General features: G+C 41.5%; 12 protein-coding genes. 7 read left to right on the forward strand and 5 right to left on the reverse strand.

Translation table 11 applies throughout. The features are described from left to right. Positions 1–104: 104 nt before the first annotated feature. The 3 genes from AN944_RS16055 (at position 105) to AN944_RS16065 (ending at position 2,071) form a co-directional block, all read left to right on the forward strand. Entirely contained in the window at positions 105–557 is a 453-nt protein-coding gene (locus AN944_RS16055) for a hypothetical protein (protein ID WP_055025663.1), read from the forward strand. 511 nt (positions 558–1,068) lie between these two features. Continuing rightward, complete coding sequence (locus tag AN944_RS16060; RefSeq protein ID WP_055025664.1) at positions 1,069–1,545, forward strand: hypothetical protein; 477 nt, start codon at positions 1,069–1,071, stop codon at positions 1,543–1,545. Between the two features lie 4 nt (positions 1,546–1,549). Continuing rightward, entirely contained in the window at positions 1,550–2,071 is a 522-nt protein-coding gene (locus AN944_RS16065) for a DUF4823 domain-containing protein (protein WP_082420033.1), read from the forward strand. 136 nt (positions 2,072–2,207) lie between these two features. On the opposite strand, the gene purL is transcribed toward AN944_RS16065, so the two are convergent. Next, complete coding sequence (purL, locus tag AN944_RS16070) at positions 2,208–6,089, reverse strand: phosphoribosylformylglycinamidine synthase (RefSeq protein ID WP_055025725.1); 3,882 nt, start codon at positions 6,087–6,089, stop codon at positions 2,208–2,210. Between the two features lie 459 nt (positions 6,090–6,548). On the opposite strand from purL, the gene mltF reads away from it, so the two are divergent. Then, on the forward strand, positions 6,549–8,018 hold the full coding sequence (gene mltF / locus AN944_RS16075) for a membrane-bound lytic murein transglycosylase MltF (protein ID WP_055025665.1): 1,470 nt from the start codon (positions 6,549–6,551) through the stop codon (positions 8,016–8,018). A gap of 431 nt (positions 8,019–8,449) precedes the next feature. On the opposite strand, the gene tadA is transcribed toward mltF, so the two are convergent. The 3 genes from tadA to guaB form a co-directional block, all read right to left on the reverse strand. After that, positions 8,450–9,055 (reverse strand): tRNA adenosine(34) deaminase TadA, encoded by a 606-nt coding sequence (gene tadA / locus AN944_RS16080; RefSeq protein ID WP_063124249.1) that lies wholly within the window; start codon positions 9,053–9,055, stop codon positions 8,450–8,452. A gap of 430 nt (positions 9,056–9,485) precedes the next feature. Continuing rightward, complete coding sequence (gene guaA / locus AN944_RS16085) at positions 9,486–11,063, reverse strand: glutamine-hydrolyzing GMP synthase (RefSeq protein WP_055025666.1); 1,578 nt, start codon at positions 11,061–11,063, stop codon at positions 9,486–9,488. 141 nt (positions 11,064–11,204) lie between these two features. Beyond that, entirely contained in the window at positions 11,205–12,677 is a 1,473-nt protein-coding gene (gene guaB / locus AN944_RS16090; RefSeq protein ID WP_055025667.1) for an IMP dehydrogenase, read from the reverse strand. Between the two features lie 121 nt (positions 12,678–12,798). Here guaB and xseA point away from each other — a divergent pair, with 121 nt between their 5' ends. Continuing rightward, on the forward strand, positions 12,799–14,127 hold the full coding sequence (gene xseA / locus AN944_RS16095) for an exodeoxyribonuclease VII large subunit (protein ID WP_055025668.1): 1,329 nt from the start codon (positions 12,799–12,801) through the stop codon (positions 14,125–14,127). Between the two features lie 97 nt (positions 14,128–14,224). Here xseA and AN944_RS21800 read toward each other — a convergent pair whose 3' ends face one another. Then, positions 14,225–15,214 (reverse strand): choice-of-anchor H family protein, encoded by a 990-nt coding sequence (locus AN944_RS21800; RefSeq protein WP_082420034.1) that lies wholly within the window; start codon positions 15,212–15,214, stop codon positions 14,225–14,227. A gap of 330 nt (positions 15,215–15,544) precedes the next feature. Here AN944_RS21800 and AN944_RS21545 point away from each other — a divergent pair, with 330 nt between their 5' ends. Beyond that, positions 15,545–15,910 (forward strand): PepSY domain-containing protein, encoded by a 366-nt coding sequence (locus tag AN944_RS21545; protein WP_225442085.1) that lies wholly within the window; start codon positions 15,545–15,547, stop codon positions 15,908–15,910. A gap of 2 nt (positions 15,911–15,912) precedes the next feature. Continuing rightward, complete coding sequence (locus AN944_RS16110; RefSeq protein ID WP_055025670.1) at positions 15,913–16,587, forward strand: response regulator transcription factor; 675 nt, start codon at positions 15,913–15,915, stop codon at positions 16,585–16,587. The last annotated feature ends 4 nt before the right edge of the window (positions 16,588–16,591 follow it).

Raw genomic sequence — 16,591 nt, forward strand, 5'->3', positions numbered from 1 at the left:
GGACATATGGACTCTCCTTGATTGAATGTTTGCACTTTCAATATGGCACATAGTGGCCATTTGGTAAGGGGAGTCCATATCATTCGTTAAGAGGGGGAATTGTAATGAGCATCGTTAATATTCTTACCACGATCTATGGAGTTATGTTACTTCCATCATTCTTTATCTTTGCAACAATGAATGCTATTCGAGATGAGAATTTTATTGGGGTTAATGCTTTTAAGATGCCATTCAATTTTGTTTACACAATGGCATTTCTGGCTTTACTTGTGCTAACAGCTTATTCTTTTTATCACCGATTCAAAAAGAAAACTAAGTTCCAGCTTGGAATAAATATATCAATTACAACATTTAGCATTTGCGGGATCATAATTCTTTTGGCTGCAATGCCGTGTTTTGTTGACTCAACAATAAGAGAAACATTAACTGATGTAGTTAAAAAATCTATGTTATGTACCAATTATTCGAATCGTACATATATCGGTGTTATACAATTTTCATTTATTGCGGGTGTATTATTGTTACTATCATCCGGTACAAAACGTGGCAGCTCTTAACAAGGGCAGGCAACGGAGGCTATACGATTCATCCTCACAATTTCACTCTTATTTCTAGCTGGTTGTGCCAACCTTAAATACTAGCCTGAAGATGGGCTCGTAAAAATAGAGGTTCAGAAATTAGTACCAGCTGAAGATTGTAGTGACAAAGGCATTCGTGCATATTCGATAAAAGGTTCTAGTAAACGTCATTTGCTAGACAAAGAGATATTTTATGTATCTCCCGGCAACTGGGAAATTGCTTACTAGCCAACCTATGAAGAATCACAAAATGGTATGTGTGAAGAAATGCAGAGGCTAATAACTCATGGAGAATACACTATTTATCATGAGTTTAAACAAGGCTTTAGTTACTTCATCTACCTAAACTAAGAACGTGAGGCAGGCATTAAGCAAAATGCCATATAACAACCTAATAAATAAGGACTAAAAACAGTTTGCTGTTTTTGCTCCTCAACATTTTAGCCAACAATTTTATGCCCATTATTAGGGCGTAAGCACAGGGAGTCAGATGAAGTTTTTAGGTATATTTATCTTTTTCATATTTAGCTCAAATGTTTTAGCAGGCACACCTGCAACTCTTTCATTTGAAGATGCTGAGAAAATGAGAGTATCAGTATCTAGATGGTACGATATACCTGAAAAAGAACGCACTCCACATAAAGAATATCTTTCATGTACACCGTTTGAAATATTGGTTCCTCTCATCGATCAAAAGCATCCTGATTTTACCAAGCTTATTTTCACCTTTGAATTAATTAAAAACGGTAAAGTATTTCTAAACGGTAATTTGTCAACTTCTCCGTTTAAAACGGAACCAACAGGTGTTGGTACAGGATGTCTTCCTTTGGATAGTGAGTATCAAATTAATATGACTTTCTCTTATAATCCAGAGTCAGGATTAACTATGTGTCCACCTGCATATACAATAAATAATTTTACAGCCTTTGTTAAAAGTGCTTATAACAAGCAATTAAACAGGGAGTAACTATATGAATCGCAATTTGGTAATGTTTGGAACTGCAATAATCTTTCTTTCAGGTTGTAGTTCATCTTTTAAACATAATGAATTCCAATCACCTGAAGTAAAATTAGATCAAAATAAGGGCGTTCTAATCTCAACACCAGAAAATGGTTGGTATGATGAAACTGAATATAGAAATTCTGGTCGAATGACTGCAAATGCAGTTAGAAGTGCCTTTTCTAAAAACACTTCTAAAGTAACTATTACAACTGACTGTAAAGGTAAGGACTGTTTAGAATCTATTGATACGAATGTATATGGATACTTTGTTCAACCTATTATTTTGCATTGGGAAGATAGGGCTACAGAATGGTCTGGAAAATCGGATAAAATCGAAATTCAAATTATTACTTACGATTCAAAGACCCAAAAAGAGATTGGAAATACAACGTACACAGGTAAAAGTAAGTGGTTAACATTCGGTGGAGATCATCCTCAGGATCTCCTTGAAGAACCAACCCATAAATACGTTGAAAGCTTGTATAAATAATTGCTAACAAGGCATTTAAACTCATTTCGGTCAAAAAATGAGTTAGCAATACTCCCTACACAAATCCCATACAATAAAAAAGGCGACCATTTGGTCGCCTTTTTGCTGTTCACTCAATACTAGGTTAAGTTACAACTTAACCTAACTTAACGCGTGCGTTACGGAACATACGCATCCATGGGCTGTCTTCTGCCCACTCGTCTGGGTGCCATGAGTTAGCAACGGTTCTGAATACACGCTCTGGATGCGGCATCATGATGGTTACTCGACCATCTGTTGTCGTTAGTGCAGTAATTGCATTTGGCGAACCATTCGGGTTTTGTGGGTATTGCGTTGCGATTTGACCGTTACCGTCAACATAACGCAGTGCCACTGTACCTGATGCTTCAGCTGCTGCTAATGCTTCAACAGATTTAAATTCAGCGCGACCTTCACCGTGTGATACGGCGATTGGCATGCGTGAACCTTCCATTCCTTCGAAGAAAATTGAAGGACTCTTTTGCACTTCAACCAAACTCGCACGGGCTTCAAAACGCTCTGAACGGTTACGGACAAAGTGTGGCCAATGCTCACTACCTGGAATGATTTCTTTCAGGTTAGATAACATCTGACAACCATTACAAACACCCAGCGCTAATGTCGCATCACGCTCAAAGAACTGAGAAAACTCACTGCGAGCACGCTCGTTAAATAAGATTGATTTAGCCCAGCCTTCACCAGCGCCCAGTACGTCACCGTATGAGAAACCACCACAAGCTACTAGACCTTGGAACTCTTCAAGACTAATGCGACCCGATAAGATGTCTGACATATGAACATCGCGGCTTTCAAAACCTGCGCGGTCAAATGCGGCTGCCATTTCAACGTGAGAGTTAACGCCTTGCTCACGAATAATCGCCATCTTAGGTGCTGCGCCTTTTAAGATATAAGGTGCTGCTACATCTTCACTTGGGTTAAAGCCTAATTTAACTGTTAGACCTGGGTCTTTAGCTTGCTGTTTAAGCTCAAATTCTTCTTTGGCGCATTCTGGGTTATCACGCATGGCTTGCATACGGTAAGTGGTTTCTGACCACATAGTACGAAGCGATACACGGGAATCACTGAATACTGCACGTTCACCGTCAACCACTGTGATGCTATCGTCTGTCGTTAATGTCGCAACGCTATGGCAATCAACGCCAGCAGCGGCAAATTGCGCTTTAATCGCTGCGCTATCTGCTTTAGCCACTTGGATAACCGCACCTAGTTCTTCGTTAAATAAACGTTCAAGGTCGTTACCTTTCAGTGCTGCTAAATCGATGTTTAGGCCAGTGTTACCAGCAAATGCCATTTCCACTAATGTGGTGAATAAGCCACCGTCACTGCGGTCATGGTAAGCCATCACTTTTTGCTCAGCGACTAATGGCTGAATAACTTCGAAGAATCCACGTAAGCTTGCAGCATCATCTAAATCTGGTGCAACATCACCCAGTTGGCTGAATACTTGTGCTAAACAAGAACCACCTAAACGGTTTTGACCTTTGGCTAAATCAACCAATAACAGCTCAGTTTCGCCTTTGTTTGTGCGAAGCTCTGGTGTAACAGTATGACGAATGTCTTTTACCACACCAAAAGCAGTGATAACTAACGACATTGGCGATGTGACTGTTTTGTCTTGACCTGCATCATTCCACGCAGTCTTCATCGACATTGAGTCTTTACCCACAGGGATAGTTAACTCAAGCTCTGGACAAAGTTCTTCACCGACAGCTTTTACTGCTTCATAAAGACCCGCATCTTCACCTGGGTGACCTGCTGCTGACATCCAGTTAGCTGACAATTTAATGTCTTTGAATGAGCCAATATCAGTACCAGCAATGTTTAAGATTGATTCTGCTACAGCCATACGCGCTGATGCGCCAAAATCAAGTAGTGCAAGCGGTGTACGCTCACCAATTGACATTGCTTCACCGGCGTAGCTGTCAAAGCTTGATGCAGTAACTGCACAATCGGCAACTGGAACCTGCCAAGGGCCAACCATTTGGTCACGGTTAACTAAACCTGTCACTGAACGGTCGCCAATGGTGATAAGGAATGATTTATCTGCAACTGTTGGTAAATGTAGGATACGAGAAACCGCATCTTTTACATTTATTTCTGCTTGATTAAGCGCTGGCGATTTAGCTTTAGCCGAGACCACATCACGGCTCATTTTAGGTGCTTTGCCTAATAGCACTTCAAGCGGTAAATCAATTGGCTTGTTATCAAAGTGGCTATCTTCAAGGGTTAAGTGCTGCTCTTCAGTCGCATCACCCACTACAGAAAATGGAGCACGTTCACGCTCACAAATCTGTCTGAAGGTTTCTAAGTTTTCAGGCGCAACAGATAACACATAACGCTCTTGAGATTCGTTACACCAAATCTCAAGTGGGCTCATGCCTGGCTCGTCTGAAGGCACGTTACGTAAATTAAACAATGCGCCACGATCAGCGTCATTCACAAGCTCAGGGAAGGCATTTGATAATCCGCCAGCGCCCACATCGTGAATAAATTGAATTGGGTTGTCATCACCCATTTGCCAGCAGCGGTCGATCACTTCCTGACAACGGCGTTCCATTTCTGGGTTTTCACGTTGCACTGAAGCAAAGTCTAAATCTTCACTAGATTGGCCTGATGCCATTGATGAAGCAGCACCACCACCTAAACCAATGTTCATTGCTGGGCCACCTAAAACAATAAGCTTAGCGCCTACGGTGATTTCGCCTTTTTGAACATGATCTTCACGAATGTTACCTAAACCACCAGCAAGCATAATTGGCTTGTGGTAACCACGAACTTCAACACCGTTGTGGCTTGATACTTCTTGCTCGTATGTACGGAAGTAACCCACAAGTGCTGGACGACCAAATTCGTTGTTAAAAGCAGCGCCACCTAATGGGCCTTCTGTCATAATTTCTAACGGAGTAACAATACGGCTAGGTTTGCCGTAATCGCCTTCCCATGGCTGTACAAAACCAGGGATTTTAAGGTTTGATACGCTAAAACCAGTTAAGCCCGCTTTAGGTTTTGAGCCACGACCTGTAGCGCCTTCATCACGGATTTCACCACCTGAACCTGTTGCCGCACCTGGGTATGGGCTGATGGCTGTTGGGTGGTTATGGGTTTCAACCTTCATCAAAATATGCATTGGCTCAGTGTGGTAATTGTACACACCGTCTTGATCTGGGAAGAAGCGCCCTGCCACACTGCCATTCATCACGGCTGCGTTATCTTTGTATGCTGATAACACGTTATCAGGTGTCACCTCAAAGGTGTTTTTAATCATTTTAAATAATGATTTTGGCTGAACTTCACCGTCAATAGTCCAGTCAGCATTGAAGATTTTATGACGACAATGCTCTGAGTTTGCTTGAGCAAACATCATTAATTCGATGTCGTTAGGGTTACGATTTAAACGTACGAAGTTATCGACTAAGTAATCAATTTCATCTTCTGCTAGGGCTAAACCTAGTTCTACGTTGGCAACTTCTAATGCACGGCGACCTTCAGCAAGAATATTAATACTCTTAAACGGTAGCGGCTCAGTGCGTTCAAATAACACTGATGCTGCGGCAAACTCAGGTAAAATCACTTCAACCATACGATCATGGATTAAGCCTTTTACTTGCTCAAGTTGTTCGGTAGTTAATGAGGTACCGGCAACGTAATAAGCTACACCACGTTCTAAGCGTTTTACTTTGCTTAAGCCACAGTTTTTAGCGATATCGGTTGCTTTAGATGACCAAGGAGAAATGGTGCCAGGACGAGGGGTAACAAAAAATAACGAACCTTCTGGCGCATGAGATTCGATAGCAGGCCCGTAAGTTAAAATCGTTTCAAGCTGCTGATACTCTTTATCATCAAGCTTGTCACTTAAATCGGCTAAATGGATATACTCAGCGTAAATTTGCTCAACAGGAAGGGCTGCGCTTTCGCAGGCCTCCATAAGCTTTTGAACTCTAAAAGCTGAAAGTGCTGGGGCTCCGCGAATGATCTCAATCACGTCAATTCACCTTATTGATTATATTGGTAGGGTAAGAATTGGCGCTATTATAGGGAATCAGACTATATAAATCACCTAAGAAGGCTTGCTAGAACAGTGTTTCCCGTTAACGAAAACAATCAAAAATAAACTGCTGAATATCGTGTTATTATTTCAGCAACAAATTATGATAATTTTATTTTTTTAAATTCGAATTTACTAATAAATTCAACCGTATATTTTAACAGTTACCACCAGCAGACTAGGTGAAATACAAAACTACTGCTACAGTATATTTATACCGTAAAGGTTAACGCTGTTATGTTAATTCAGGTTATGGACAATCTGATTAGCAAACCAGCATCGATATAGGCATAAAACTAGCCGCAATATCAGTGCAAGCAACACTTAATCTTGCCTAGCGATACGCAGCCATAACAAGACTATTTATCATTAACGGATTTAACAAAGAGGGATATGAGTAAACTCTTAACGATAGTCTCTATCATTTCAATCAACTTTTTACTCAGTGGGTGTCATCGTGCTGACATTACTATCACTGAATATGTTGAACAGATCCCGCAGCGTACCGTCTTAAAGGTAGGGACGCTTTACGGCTCACAAACTTACCTTAATTCAGACCAAGGTGAGAGTGGCTTTGATTATGAAATGGCCGCTAAGTTTGCTGAATATCTCAATGTTCCTCTTGAAATGGTGCCCTACCACAATCGTCAGCAGCTATTTGAAGCATTACGCCAAAATGACATTGATATTGTGGCCGCAGCGATCACAACGACTAACAATCGACGTGAGCAGTTTCTTCTCGGTCCCACATTATATGAAGTCAACCAAGTCTTAATATACAAGTCAGGGAACCTTAAACCACGAGACTTTAATGACCTACAAGGTGACATTAGCGTTATCTCAGAGTCTGCCGCTGTCGATACCTTAATTAAGTTAAAGCAATCCAACCCGAACTTGTCTTGGAAACAAATTGTTGATGGCGACAATGAAGAGCTATTTTCAATGGTCGCCTCAGGCGAAGTGCTTTATACCATTGCAGATTCCAACAGCTTACTGATCAACCAACGCTACTTACCTGAATTACGTGCAGGTATTGTCCTTGATGAGAAAACCCAAGTGGTGTGGTTACTGCCACCAGTTAACAGTGATTATTTACTGAGCTCATTACTGTCTTTTTGGCACATTCAAAAACGCAATGGCACCCTAGAGCACCTTAACGAAAAATACTTTGGCCACGTAAAGCGTTTTGACTATGTGGATACTCGTGCTTTTATTCGCGCTATCGACAATGTATTACCAGAGTATCAAGCGCTATTTGAAAAGCATGCTGGCGATTTAGATTGGCGTAAACTTGCTGCAACCGGTTATCAAGAGTCTCATTGGAACCCGCACGCCCGCTCTCCTACCGGTGTCCGTGGCATGATGATGTTAACCCAACCAACGGCAAGCTCTGTTGGTGTCGATAATCGACTTGATGCTGAACAAAGTATTCGAGGCGGCGCGATATACTTACAAAAAATGATCGATCGTTTGCCTGAGTCTATTCCTGATAGCCAGCGAATTTGGTTTGCACTTGCATCATATAATATTGGCTTAGGTCATGTTGAAGATGCACGTAAAATCACTCAAGGTATGGGGAAAGATCCCAGCGCATGGCGCGATGTAAAACAAGTTTTACCGTTATTGCAGCAGCGTAAGTATTACAAAAATACTCGTTATGGTTACGCCAGAGGCAACGAAGCTGCCCATTATGTTGATAATATCCGTCGTTATTACGACACCTTAGTTTGGGTTGATAATCAAAATAAAGAACAAGCGATGCTCGCAGAATCAAAAGCCAAAGAGGCAAGCGAGCAAGAATCGACTACCGAAGAGCAGCAAGATGATAAGCCTAACGAGCTCCTTAAATCATCGGCGCAATAAGCTCATGCACACGTCAAGAAGTGTCATTTAATAAAGCATTCATAATTACTTGGTATTAATAGTGTCAGGGCATGATACTGACGTTTGAGTGCCCTACTGAATGAGAACGCCTGACTCGCCATTAACGTTAAGCGACAGGGCTTTACTGATGCAATTAAAAGAAAGATTCAGGGGGTTATAAGACATTCGTTCTAATGTCTTCACTTATACCTTATGTTCTAATAGCTTATGTTTTAACACCTTAGGTTTTAACACATTAGGTTTTACTGCCTGAGACTTTAACGAATAACTTTTAACGAATAACTTTTAACGAATAGATTTTAAATAACAGATTTCAACAAGTTAACAGGTGAAATATGAAAAGAAATAATAACGCTCGCCGCCGTAATATCATTAAGCTAAAGCAGCGCAAAATGCTTAACCGTCAAAAACTATTCTTCGCCTTTTTGCAGCAACAAGTCTGATTGCGTTTTTAATTGTTTTTTTAACGCTTTTTTCTCTTCTCGGCGTCGCTTAAAAAACTGACTTAATTGGCTCGCGCATTCATCAGCTAATACGCCTGAATCCACGCTAAGTTGATGATTAAAGTGCGTGTCTTGTAGTAGGTTTATCACACTCCCCGCCGCGCCCGTTTTTAAATCTTTAGCACCAAAGACCACTCGTTCAATTCGGCTGTGGACCATCGCCCCTGCGCACATTGGGCATGGTTCTAAGGTAACGTACAACGTGGCGCCTAACATACGGTAGTTTTCAAGCACTTTGCCTGCCGCTCTTATGCACTGCATTTCAGCATGGGCACTTGGATCATGCTCAGTAATACTTAAATTAAATCCTGATGCAATAAGCACATCGTCTTTGACCAAGACAGCCCCAACAGGCACCTCACCTAATTCTTCAGCTTTAGTGGCCAGCGCTAAAGCCACTCGCATCCACTTTTCATCTTGAGCGGCACGTACCGCTAACTCTTCATCAGTTAATGGCTTGGCCTGACTCCTTTGCTGCTTTTGGCTGATATGGACTTTGTTTTCTAACGTCATGAGTGTCTCTTAGGCTTTGCTATGTTTAACTTACTGAATATAGCTTAATCATTAAATCATTTAGGGCCTGCTGATCTTTCAAGGTTATTTTTGCAGCGAATTGTTGACCATTTATACAAGACAGAGACTTTTTGGTGTAGTTATTCTACATAAAAAGTCGATAACGCCGTAAAAATGGTCAACAAACGCTGCCCAAAGGGTTCGACTAAAAGCGTTTTACTTTTTGTTGGATGAATCTTGCTTAGATGACTAGGCATCAATCCATCCGCCTCAATTAAAACACTTTCATTTCGAACAAAACTTAACCAGCAAAGAGCAACAGGCCCTAGTGAATGACAATACATCAAACTTCACTAGATTATACGGCAAACAGCAATAAATTTATCCCAATAAAAAAGGCGCCTAAGCGCCTTTTTTAATTAATGGAAACTTATTCCCATTCGATTGTCGCAGGTGGCTTACCCGAGATATCGTAAACCACACGTGAAATACCATCGATTTCATTAATGATTCGGTTCGATACACGACCTAAGAAGTCGTATGGTAAGTGTGCCCAATGCGCCGTCATAAAGTCGATAGTTTCAACTGCACGTAGTGAAACAACCCAGTCATATTTACGGCCATCACCCATAACACCTACAGAGCGTACTGGTAGGAATACAGTAAAGGCTTGGCTGACTTTATGGTAAAGATCTGCTTTATGCAGTTCTTCAATAAAGATAGCATCAGCTAAACGCAGTAAGTCACAGTACTCTTTTTTCACTTCACCAAGAACACGCACACCTAAACCCGGTCCAGGGAATGGGTGACGGTAAAGCATGTCGTATGGCAGACCTAGCTCTAAACCAATCTTACGGACTTCATCTTTAAATAATTCACGTAAAGGTTCTACTAAACCCAGCTCCATATCATCTGGTAGTCCGCCTACATTGTGATGAGACTTAATCACGTGGGCTTTACCGGTGGCGCTGCCTGCTGATTCAATAACGTCAGGGTAAATTGTGCCTTGCGCTAACCATTTAGCATTGACACATTTCTTTGATTCTTCATCGAAGATATCAACAAATACATGACCAATAATTTTACGTTTAGCTTCTGGATCAGCTTCACCAGCCATCGCGTCTAAGAATCGATTTTCAGCGTCAACATGGACAATGTTCAGTCCGAAGTGGTCACCAAACATTTCCATCACTTGATTAGCTTCGTTTAAACGTAGTAAGCCGTTATCCACGAACACACACGTTAATTTGTCACCAATGGCGCGATGTAGCAGCATAGCGACTACTGATGAATCAACACCACCAGATAAACCTAAGATAACTTCATCATCACCGATTTGTTTTTTCAAACGTTCAATTGCATCTTCGATAATTGAAGAAGGTTTCCAGTTGGCATCACAACCACAAATGTCTAATGCAAAGTGCTCAAGCATGCGCTTGCCTTGACGAGTATGGGTAACTTCTGGGTGAAATTGAACGCCGTAAAAACGCTTGTCTTCATTCGCCATTGCAGCATATGGACAGGTTTCTGTTTTAGCGACAGTAACAAAACCTTCTGGGATTTCAGAAACTTTATCGCCGTGACTCATCCATACATCAAGCAAAGGTTTGCCTTCAGCGCTAATCGCATCCTCAATGCTTTTAAATAACGCCGATTCAGTTTGAATTTCAACTTGTGCGTAGCCAAACTCACCTTCACCTACACCTTGAATCACTTTGCCGCCAAGCTGCTCAGACATGGTTTGCATGCCATAACAAATGCCTAAGACAGGCACGCCGGCATTAAATACATATTCAGAGGCACGTGGTGAGTTTTCTGCGGTCACACTTTCTGGACCACCTGCTAAGATGATGCCGTTTGGAGCAAATTCTTTAATTTGCTCCTCAGATACATCCCAAGCCCAAAGCTCACAATAAACACCGATTTCACGAATACGGCGGGCGATTAACTGCGTGTATTGCGATCCAAAATCTAGGATCAGGATTTTATGCTCATGAATGTTGCTCATGGGATACCTTATATCTGGGTTTACTTTTAAAAACAGTATTCTTCGTAGGTGTACTTCAACCCTGTCTCATTGTGTATTGTTAGTCACCACTGACGAGAAAAGGTTGAAAAAAAGCGGCATAACAATATGCCGCTTTATGATTTAAGAACCGCTACGATAATTCGGCGCTTCTTTACTGATCGTAACGTCATGAACATGAGACTCGCCCATACCCGCTGAAGTAATTTTTACGAATTCAGCTTTTTCATTTAATTCTTTAATGGTGGCGCAACCCGTCAGACCCATACAAGAACGTAAACCGCCCATGTGTTGGTGAATGATTTCTTTTAACTTACCTTTATAAGCAACACGCCCTTCAATACCTTCAGGTACTAATTTGTCAGCAGCGTTATCGCTTTGGAAGTAACGATCAGAAGACCCTTGAGTTTGCGTCATCGCACCTAATGAGCCCATACCACGGTATGACTTATAAGCACGGCCATTGTATAGCTCTGTTTCACCCGGTGCTTCTTCAGTACCCGCAAACATTGAACCTGCCATGATGCATGATGCACCAGCAGCTAAGGCTTTAGCTAAGTCACCCGAGAAACGAATGCCGCCATCAGCAATAACTGGGATATCTAAATGTTTAACCGCTGCTGCAGCGTCAGATACCGCTGTAATTTGTGGCACACCCACACCAGTAACGATACGAGTGGTACAAATAGAACCTGGGCCAATACCCACTTTAACGGCATCAACACCAGCGTCTACTAAGGCTAAAGCGCCTTCAGCAGTGGCAACGTTACCACCTACGATTTGTAAATCAGGGAATGAGGCACGAGTATCACGAATACGTTGCAGCACACCTTCAGAGTGACCATGAGATGAATCAATCAGCAATACGTCAACACCCGCTTTAACGAGCGCAGCAATACGCTCTTCGTTGCCAGCACCTGCGCCAACAGCTGCACCAACACGTAAACGACCTAATTCGTCTTTACATGCATTAGGTTTACGCTCTGCTTTTTGGAAATCTTTAACCGTGATTAAGCCTTTTAGCTTAAAGTTATCGTCAACCACTAATACTTTTTCAACGCGGTGTGAATGCATTAGTGTTTGCACTTCATCTAACTTAGTCCCTTCAAGCACAGTCACTAGACGATCTTTCGGCGTCATAACTTGCTCTACAGTACGGCTCCAGTCAGTAATGAAGCGAACGTCACGGCCAGTAATAATACCCACAAGCTCATTAGCATCGTTAATCACTGGATAACCAGCAAAGCCATTGCGTTCAGTTAATTCTTTTAACTCAGCAAGTGTGGTGCTTGGCGTGACGGTTACAGGTTGTTGAACGATACCCGCTTCGTAAATTTTAACTTTACGAACTTCTTCAGCTTGTTGTTCAATCGTCATATTTTTATGAATAAAACCTAAACCACCTTCTTGCGCCATAGCGATCGCTAAGCGAGCTTCAGTGACCGTATCCATTGCAGCAGAAACGATTGGGGTGTTTAATTCAATTTTTTTAGTCAGACGAGTTTTTAGAACAGCGGTATTTGGGAGGACGGTTGAGTGAGCAGGCACAAGTAGTACATCATCAAATGTTAGTGCGTCATTTCTTAATCTTAACATGCAACATCTCCCAGAAAGTGTAGGGTTTGGAAAGGGTAAATATTGCGGCGGGATTATACCTTGCATATTTAGGTTGGTAAATGGAAAATAGTTAAAAAATACTCTTAGTCGGTTGAATTTGATGAAAAGCTCGAAAAATAATGTTTACACGGTTTCCCGTTTAAACGGCGAAGTCCGCCAGCTGCTTGAAGGTGAGCTAGGTAAGGTGTGGCTTGAGGCCGAAATCTCGAACTTTGTTTCCCCAAATTCAGGTCATTGGTATATGACATTAAAAGACAGTCGTTCACAAATTCGCTGTGCGATGTTTAAAGGTCGTAATCAAACCGTGCCATTTAAACCTGTTAATGGCCAACAAGTATTAGTTAAAGGTTCTATCAGTGTTTATGAACCTCGTGGCGACTATCAATTACTTTTAGAGTCAATGCTGCCAGCTGGAGATGGATTACTTGCACAGCAATATGAAGCGCTTAAGCTTAAATTAGCTGCCGAAGGCTTATTTGCAACAGAAACCAAGCGACCATTACCGCAAAATATTCAACGAATTGGTGTTATTACCTCTGCCACTGGTGCTGCGGTTAGAGATGTGGTTAAAGTGCTTTCTACTCGCGACCCGTCAATTGAAGTGGTCGTTTACCCAACCCAAGTACAAGGCGCGACTGCAGCGAAACAAATCATCAAGGCAATCTCCACGGCCAATAGACGTTTAGAGGTCGACATTTTATTGCTTACCCGCGGTGGTGGCTCTTTAGAAGATTTATGGTGCTTTAACGATGAAGACTTAGCCCATGCTATTTATAATAGCGCCCTGCCCGTTGTCAGTGCGGTAGGTCATGAAATTGATACCACTATCAGTGATTATGTCGCAGATGTAAGAGCTCCGACGCCTTCTGCTGGCGCAGAGTTATTATCAGATGATAAAGGTAATAAGACCCAAAAGCTTAACTTGACCTTTTCACGGTTACGACAATCAATGCGTCATTACTTATTACATCAAAGTACGCAACTCAGTGAATTAAGCCACCAGCTACAACGTGAAGATCCTAAAAGGCAGCTACAACAACTTGAGCAGCGCTTTGATGAAATGCAGATAAAGCTTGAATCAGCCCTGCGTCATAAGCTTGCTAATGCAACATTAGCTCAGCAACAACTTAAGAGTCGACTGCAACAGCGATCACCCGCTCATAAGCTAACCTTAGAGCAAAACAAAGTGGGTTATCTCACCAATCGTTTAAAAGAAGCAATGAAAGCAAGGCTAGTAAATGCCAATCAGCAAGTGAATTACAGTGCGCATCAACTAGAAACCGTTAGCCCATTAGCGACATTAAGCCGTGGTTACAGTATTACCCGTGATGGTAAAGGCAATATTTTACAAAATGCCCAACAGGTAAAAGCGGGTGAAACACTGACAACCAAGCTGCATCAAGGTGAAATTAAATCAGTGGTGGTGTAATTGGCCCCAAACGGCCAATGATAGAAATCACTGATAACAAAATCCCGCATTAAGCGGGATTTTGTTATTTGGTTTATGACTTTCCATCGTTGCAAATTTAATCAGCATTGTTATTTAATCGCTTTGTTGGTAACACTGTTCGCTGTACACCTAACAACAAGAATATGAGTAACGAAGTCCACGCCATACTGCCGCCACTGACATGCACCTCTGTTTCAATCACTTCAACGTATTCTTCCTCATAAACCGCATCTCTATCACTACTTTCTAATGGTAATGCATATAATCCATCAGACTCTTCACTACTTAATGTCGCCACAATGTCCTCGTACCCGAGTTCATATAAATCAATCAACACATCGTAATAATCAGTTTTATAACCTTGAGCTAATGTCGTTAATACTTCGTAATCGTCATCGGTAGCATCGCCATAAATAGTAAACACATCGGTAGAATAATAATGCTCCCAAGGGCCTCCATTACGACTTAAATAAAGTTCGGCATAAACATTAGCTGCCTCTCCTTGAGTAAAACCATAAACATCGGCATCAAAGGTCACGCTAAACGTTTGGTAAAAACCATCTTCATCTAAATCATCAAATAAACGGCTATAAGCGGCATAAATTTCAAAATCTCGATAACCGACAATAGCCTGCTGATTTACCTGAGCCTTTTGTACTTTACTTAGCCCTGTGCCATTCGATAAGCTTTGCGCAGCAGGCGAACCTTGTTGCACTTTTGCAGACATGACACCACTTGCCCGAAGCGCTATGACCTCACTGCGGCTCAGTTTCTCTGCATGATTTTTTCCTGCGGACTCACCAGCTTGTCGCTGTTGCTTCTCTTTTAACACAAGTTCATTCAGGGTACTTTTTTGTTGTTCAGTCAATACGCCATGTTGAGCCTTAAACGGATCCCCCTGCTCAATGCTTGAGAGTTGACGCCCCTCACTGACAATTATGCTTTGCTGTAAAGTACTTGCCATTACTGACATCGAAGCAACGCCCATCACTAGCATCAAAAAACGACTTATTGAGCTTATAGCGAACAATCTAATACGTCTTAAACATGGGTATTGTCTATTCATGTGTGTTCCCTCTTAATTGATATCACAGCCATCAATGGGTGATTGAATCACCGTGATTCCGTATCGTTAATGAGGGTTATTTAAGAACAATGAAAATGAATGCAAGCTGAACAGTGGAAGTAGAATATTGACAACAAGTTCTAGTTAACCATCAGAAATTGGTGATTAAATACAATTAAACGACCATTCATCTTACATTCATATTCGCCGCGCAATACTTCATTTTCACAAAGGGAATGCAACTTCATACATAGCAGATGTTTCTATATTGAAAGGGATCTTTTACACTGATGACTGATTTCAAAGATAAATATTGAATTGGATTTGGCAATGAGCAAAGTAACAATGAAATTAAGCATACCTGTGTTAACGCTAATGTTGAGCTTTCTCAATATTGGATTAACCCAAGCTGCGCCTATTTCAGCTGTTTCTTCTATCGCATGGGGACAATCAACTCATCATGCTTCTCATCAAACACCGAACCAAAATAAACGAAATCAACCTAAGAAATTAGCAATCAACAGTTCACAGCAAGCGGCACAAGTTGCTAAAAGGCAATACGCTGCCAAAGTGCTTTCTGTTCAGTCAACATCAGTGAATGGTTCTCCTGGCTATCGAGTCAAACTGCTTTCTAATAAAGGCATGGTGTTTTACGCCACCGTGAATGCACGTACCGGTTCAGTTTCGAGGAATTAACCATGAGAATATTGTTAGTTGAAGATGATTTAGGCTTGCAAAGAAACCTAACCGAGCATTTACAAGCCGCAAATTACAGTGTCGATATATCATCGGATGGTGAAGATGGCTTGTTTCAAGCAACAGAATATCCCTACGATGCTGCTATTATTGATGTGGGTTTACCTAAGATTGATGGATTGAGTTTGATTACTCAGTTACGCAATCAACAAATTGATTACCCTATTTTGATCCTCACCGCCCGAGATGGTTGGCAAGATAAGGTCCTAGGGTTAGATTCTGGCGCCGATGATTATCTCACCAAGCCGTTTCAGCCAGAAGAGTTGGTTGCTCGCTTGAATGCGCTTATTCGCCGCTCAGTCGGTCAGGCAAGTCCTATTGTTTCTAATGGTCCATTTAATTTAAATACACGCACGCTTGAACTAACCCATAATCAAGAGTCAATTATTCTCAGTAGCTCTGAATTTAAATTATTCGAATATTTCATGTTGCATCAAGGTGAAGTGATTTCTAAACCAACTTTGATAGAGCATATTTATGATCAAGATTTTGATTTAGACTCAAATGTCATTGAAGTTTTTATTCGCCGTTTACGAAAAAAGCTCGACCCTAACAGTGAATATAAATTGATTGAAACCTTGCGTGGCCAAGGCTATCGCTTACGCGCGTTAAGTTAATCTT

This window comes from Shewanella sp. P1-14-1 (assembly GCF_001401775.1).
Taxonomy (GTDB): Bacteria; Pseudomonadota; Gammaproteobacteria; order Enterobacterales; family Shewanellaceae; genus Shewanella; species Shewanella japonica.

Coding starts and splice junctions, on each gene's coding strand:
- AN944_RS16055 (WP_055025663.1), top strand. CDS start 105: ATGAGCATCGTTAATATTCTTACCACGATCTATGGAGTTATGTTACTT.
- AN944_RS16060 (WP_055025664.1), top strand. CDS start 1,069: ATGAAGTTTTTAGGTATATTTATCTTTTTCATATTTAGCTCAAATGTT.
- AN944_RS16065 (WP_082420033.1), top strand. CDS start 1,550: ATGAATCGCAATTTGGTAATGTTTGGAACTGCAATAATCTTTCTTTCA.
- mltF (WP_055025665.1), top strand. CDS start 6,549: ATGAGTAAACTCTTAACGATAGTCTCTATCATTTCAATCAACTTTTTA.
- tadA (WP_063124249.1), bottom strand. CDS start 9,055: ATGACGTTAGAAAACAAAGTCCATATCAGCCAAAAGCAGCAAAGGAGT.
- guaA (WP_055025666.1), bottom strand. CDS start 11,063: ATGAGCAACATTCATGAGCATAAAATCCTGATCCTAGATTTTGGATCG.
- guaB (WP_055025667.1), bottom strand. CDS start 12,677: ATGTTAAGATTAAGAAATGACGCACTAACATTTGATGATGTACTACTT.
- xseA (WP_055025668.1), top strand. CDS start 12,799: ATGAAAAGCTCGAAAAATAATGTTTACACGGTTTCCCGTTTAAACGGC.
- AN944_RS21800 (WP_082420034.1), bottom strand. CDS start 15,214: ATGAATAGACAATACCCATGTTTAAGACGTATTAGATTGTTCGCTATA.
- AN944_RS21545 (WP_225442085.1), top strand. CDS start 15,545: ATGAGCAAAGTAACAATGAAATTAAGCATACCTGTGTTAACGCTAATG.
- AN944_RS16110 (WP_055025670.1), top strand. CDS start 15,913: ATGAGAATATTGTTAGTTGAAGATGATTTAGGCTTGCAAAGAAACCTA.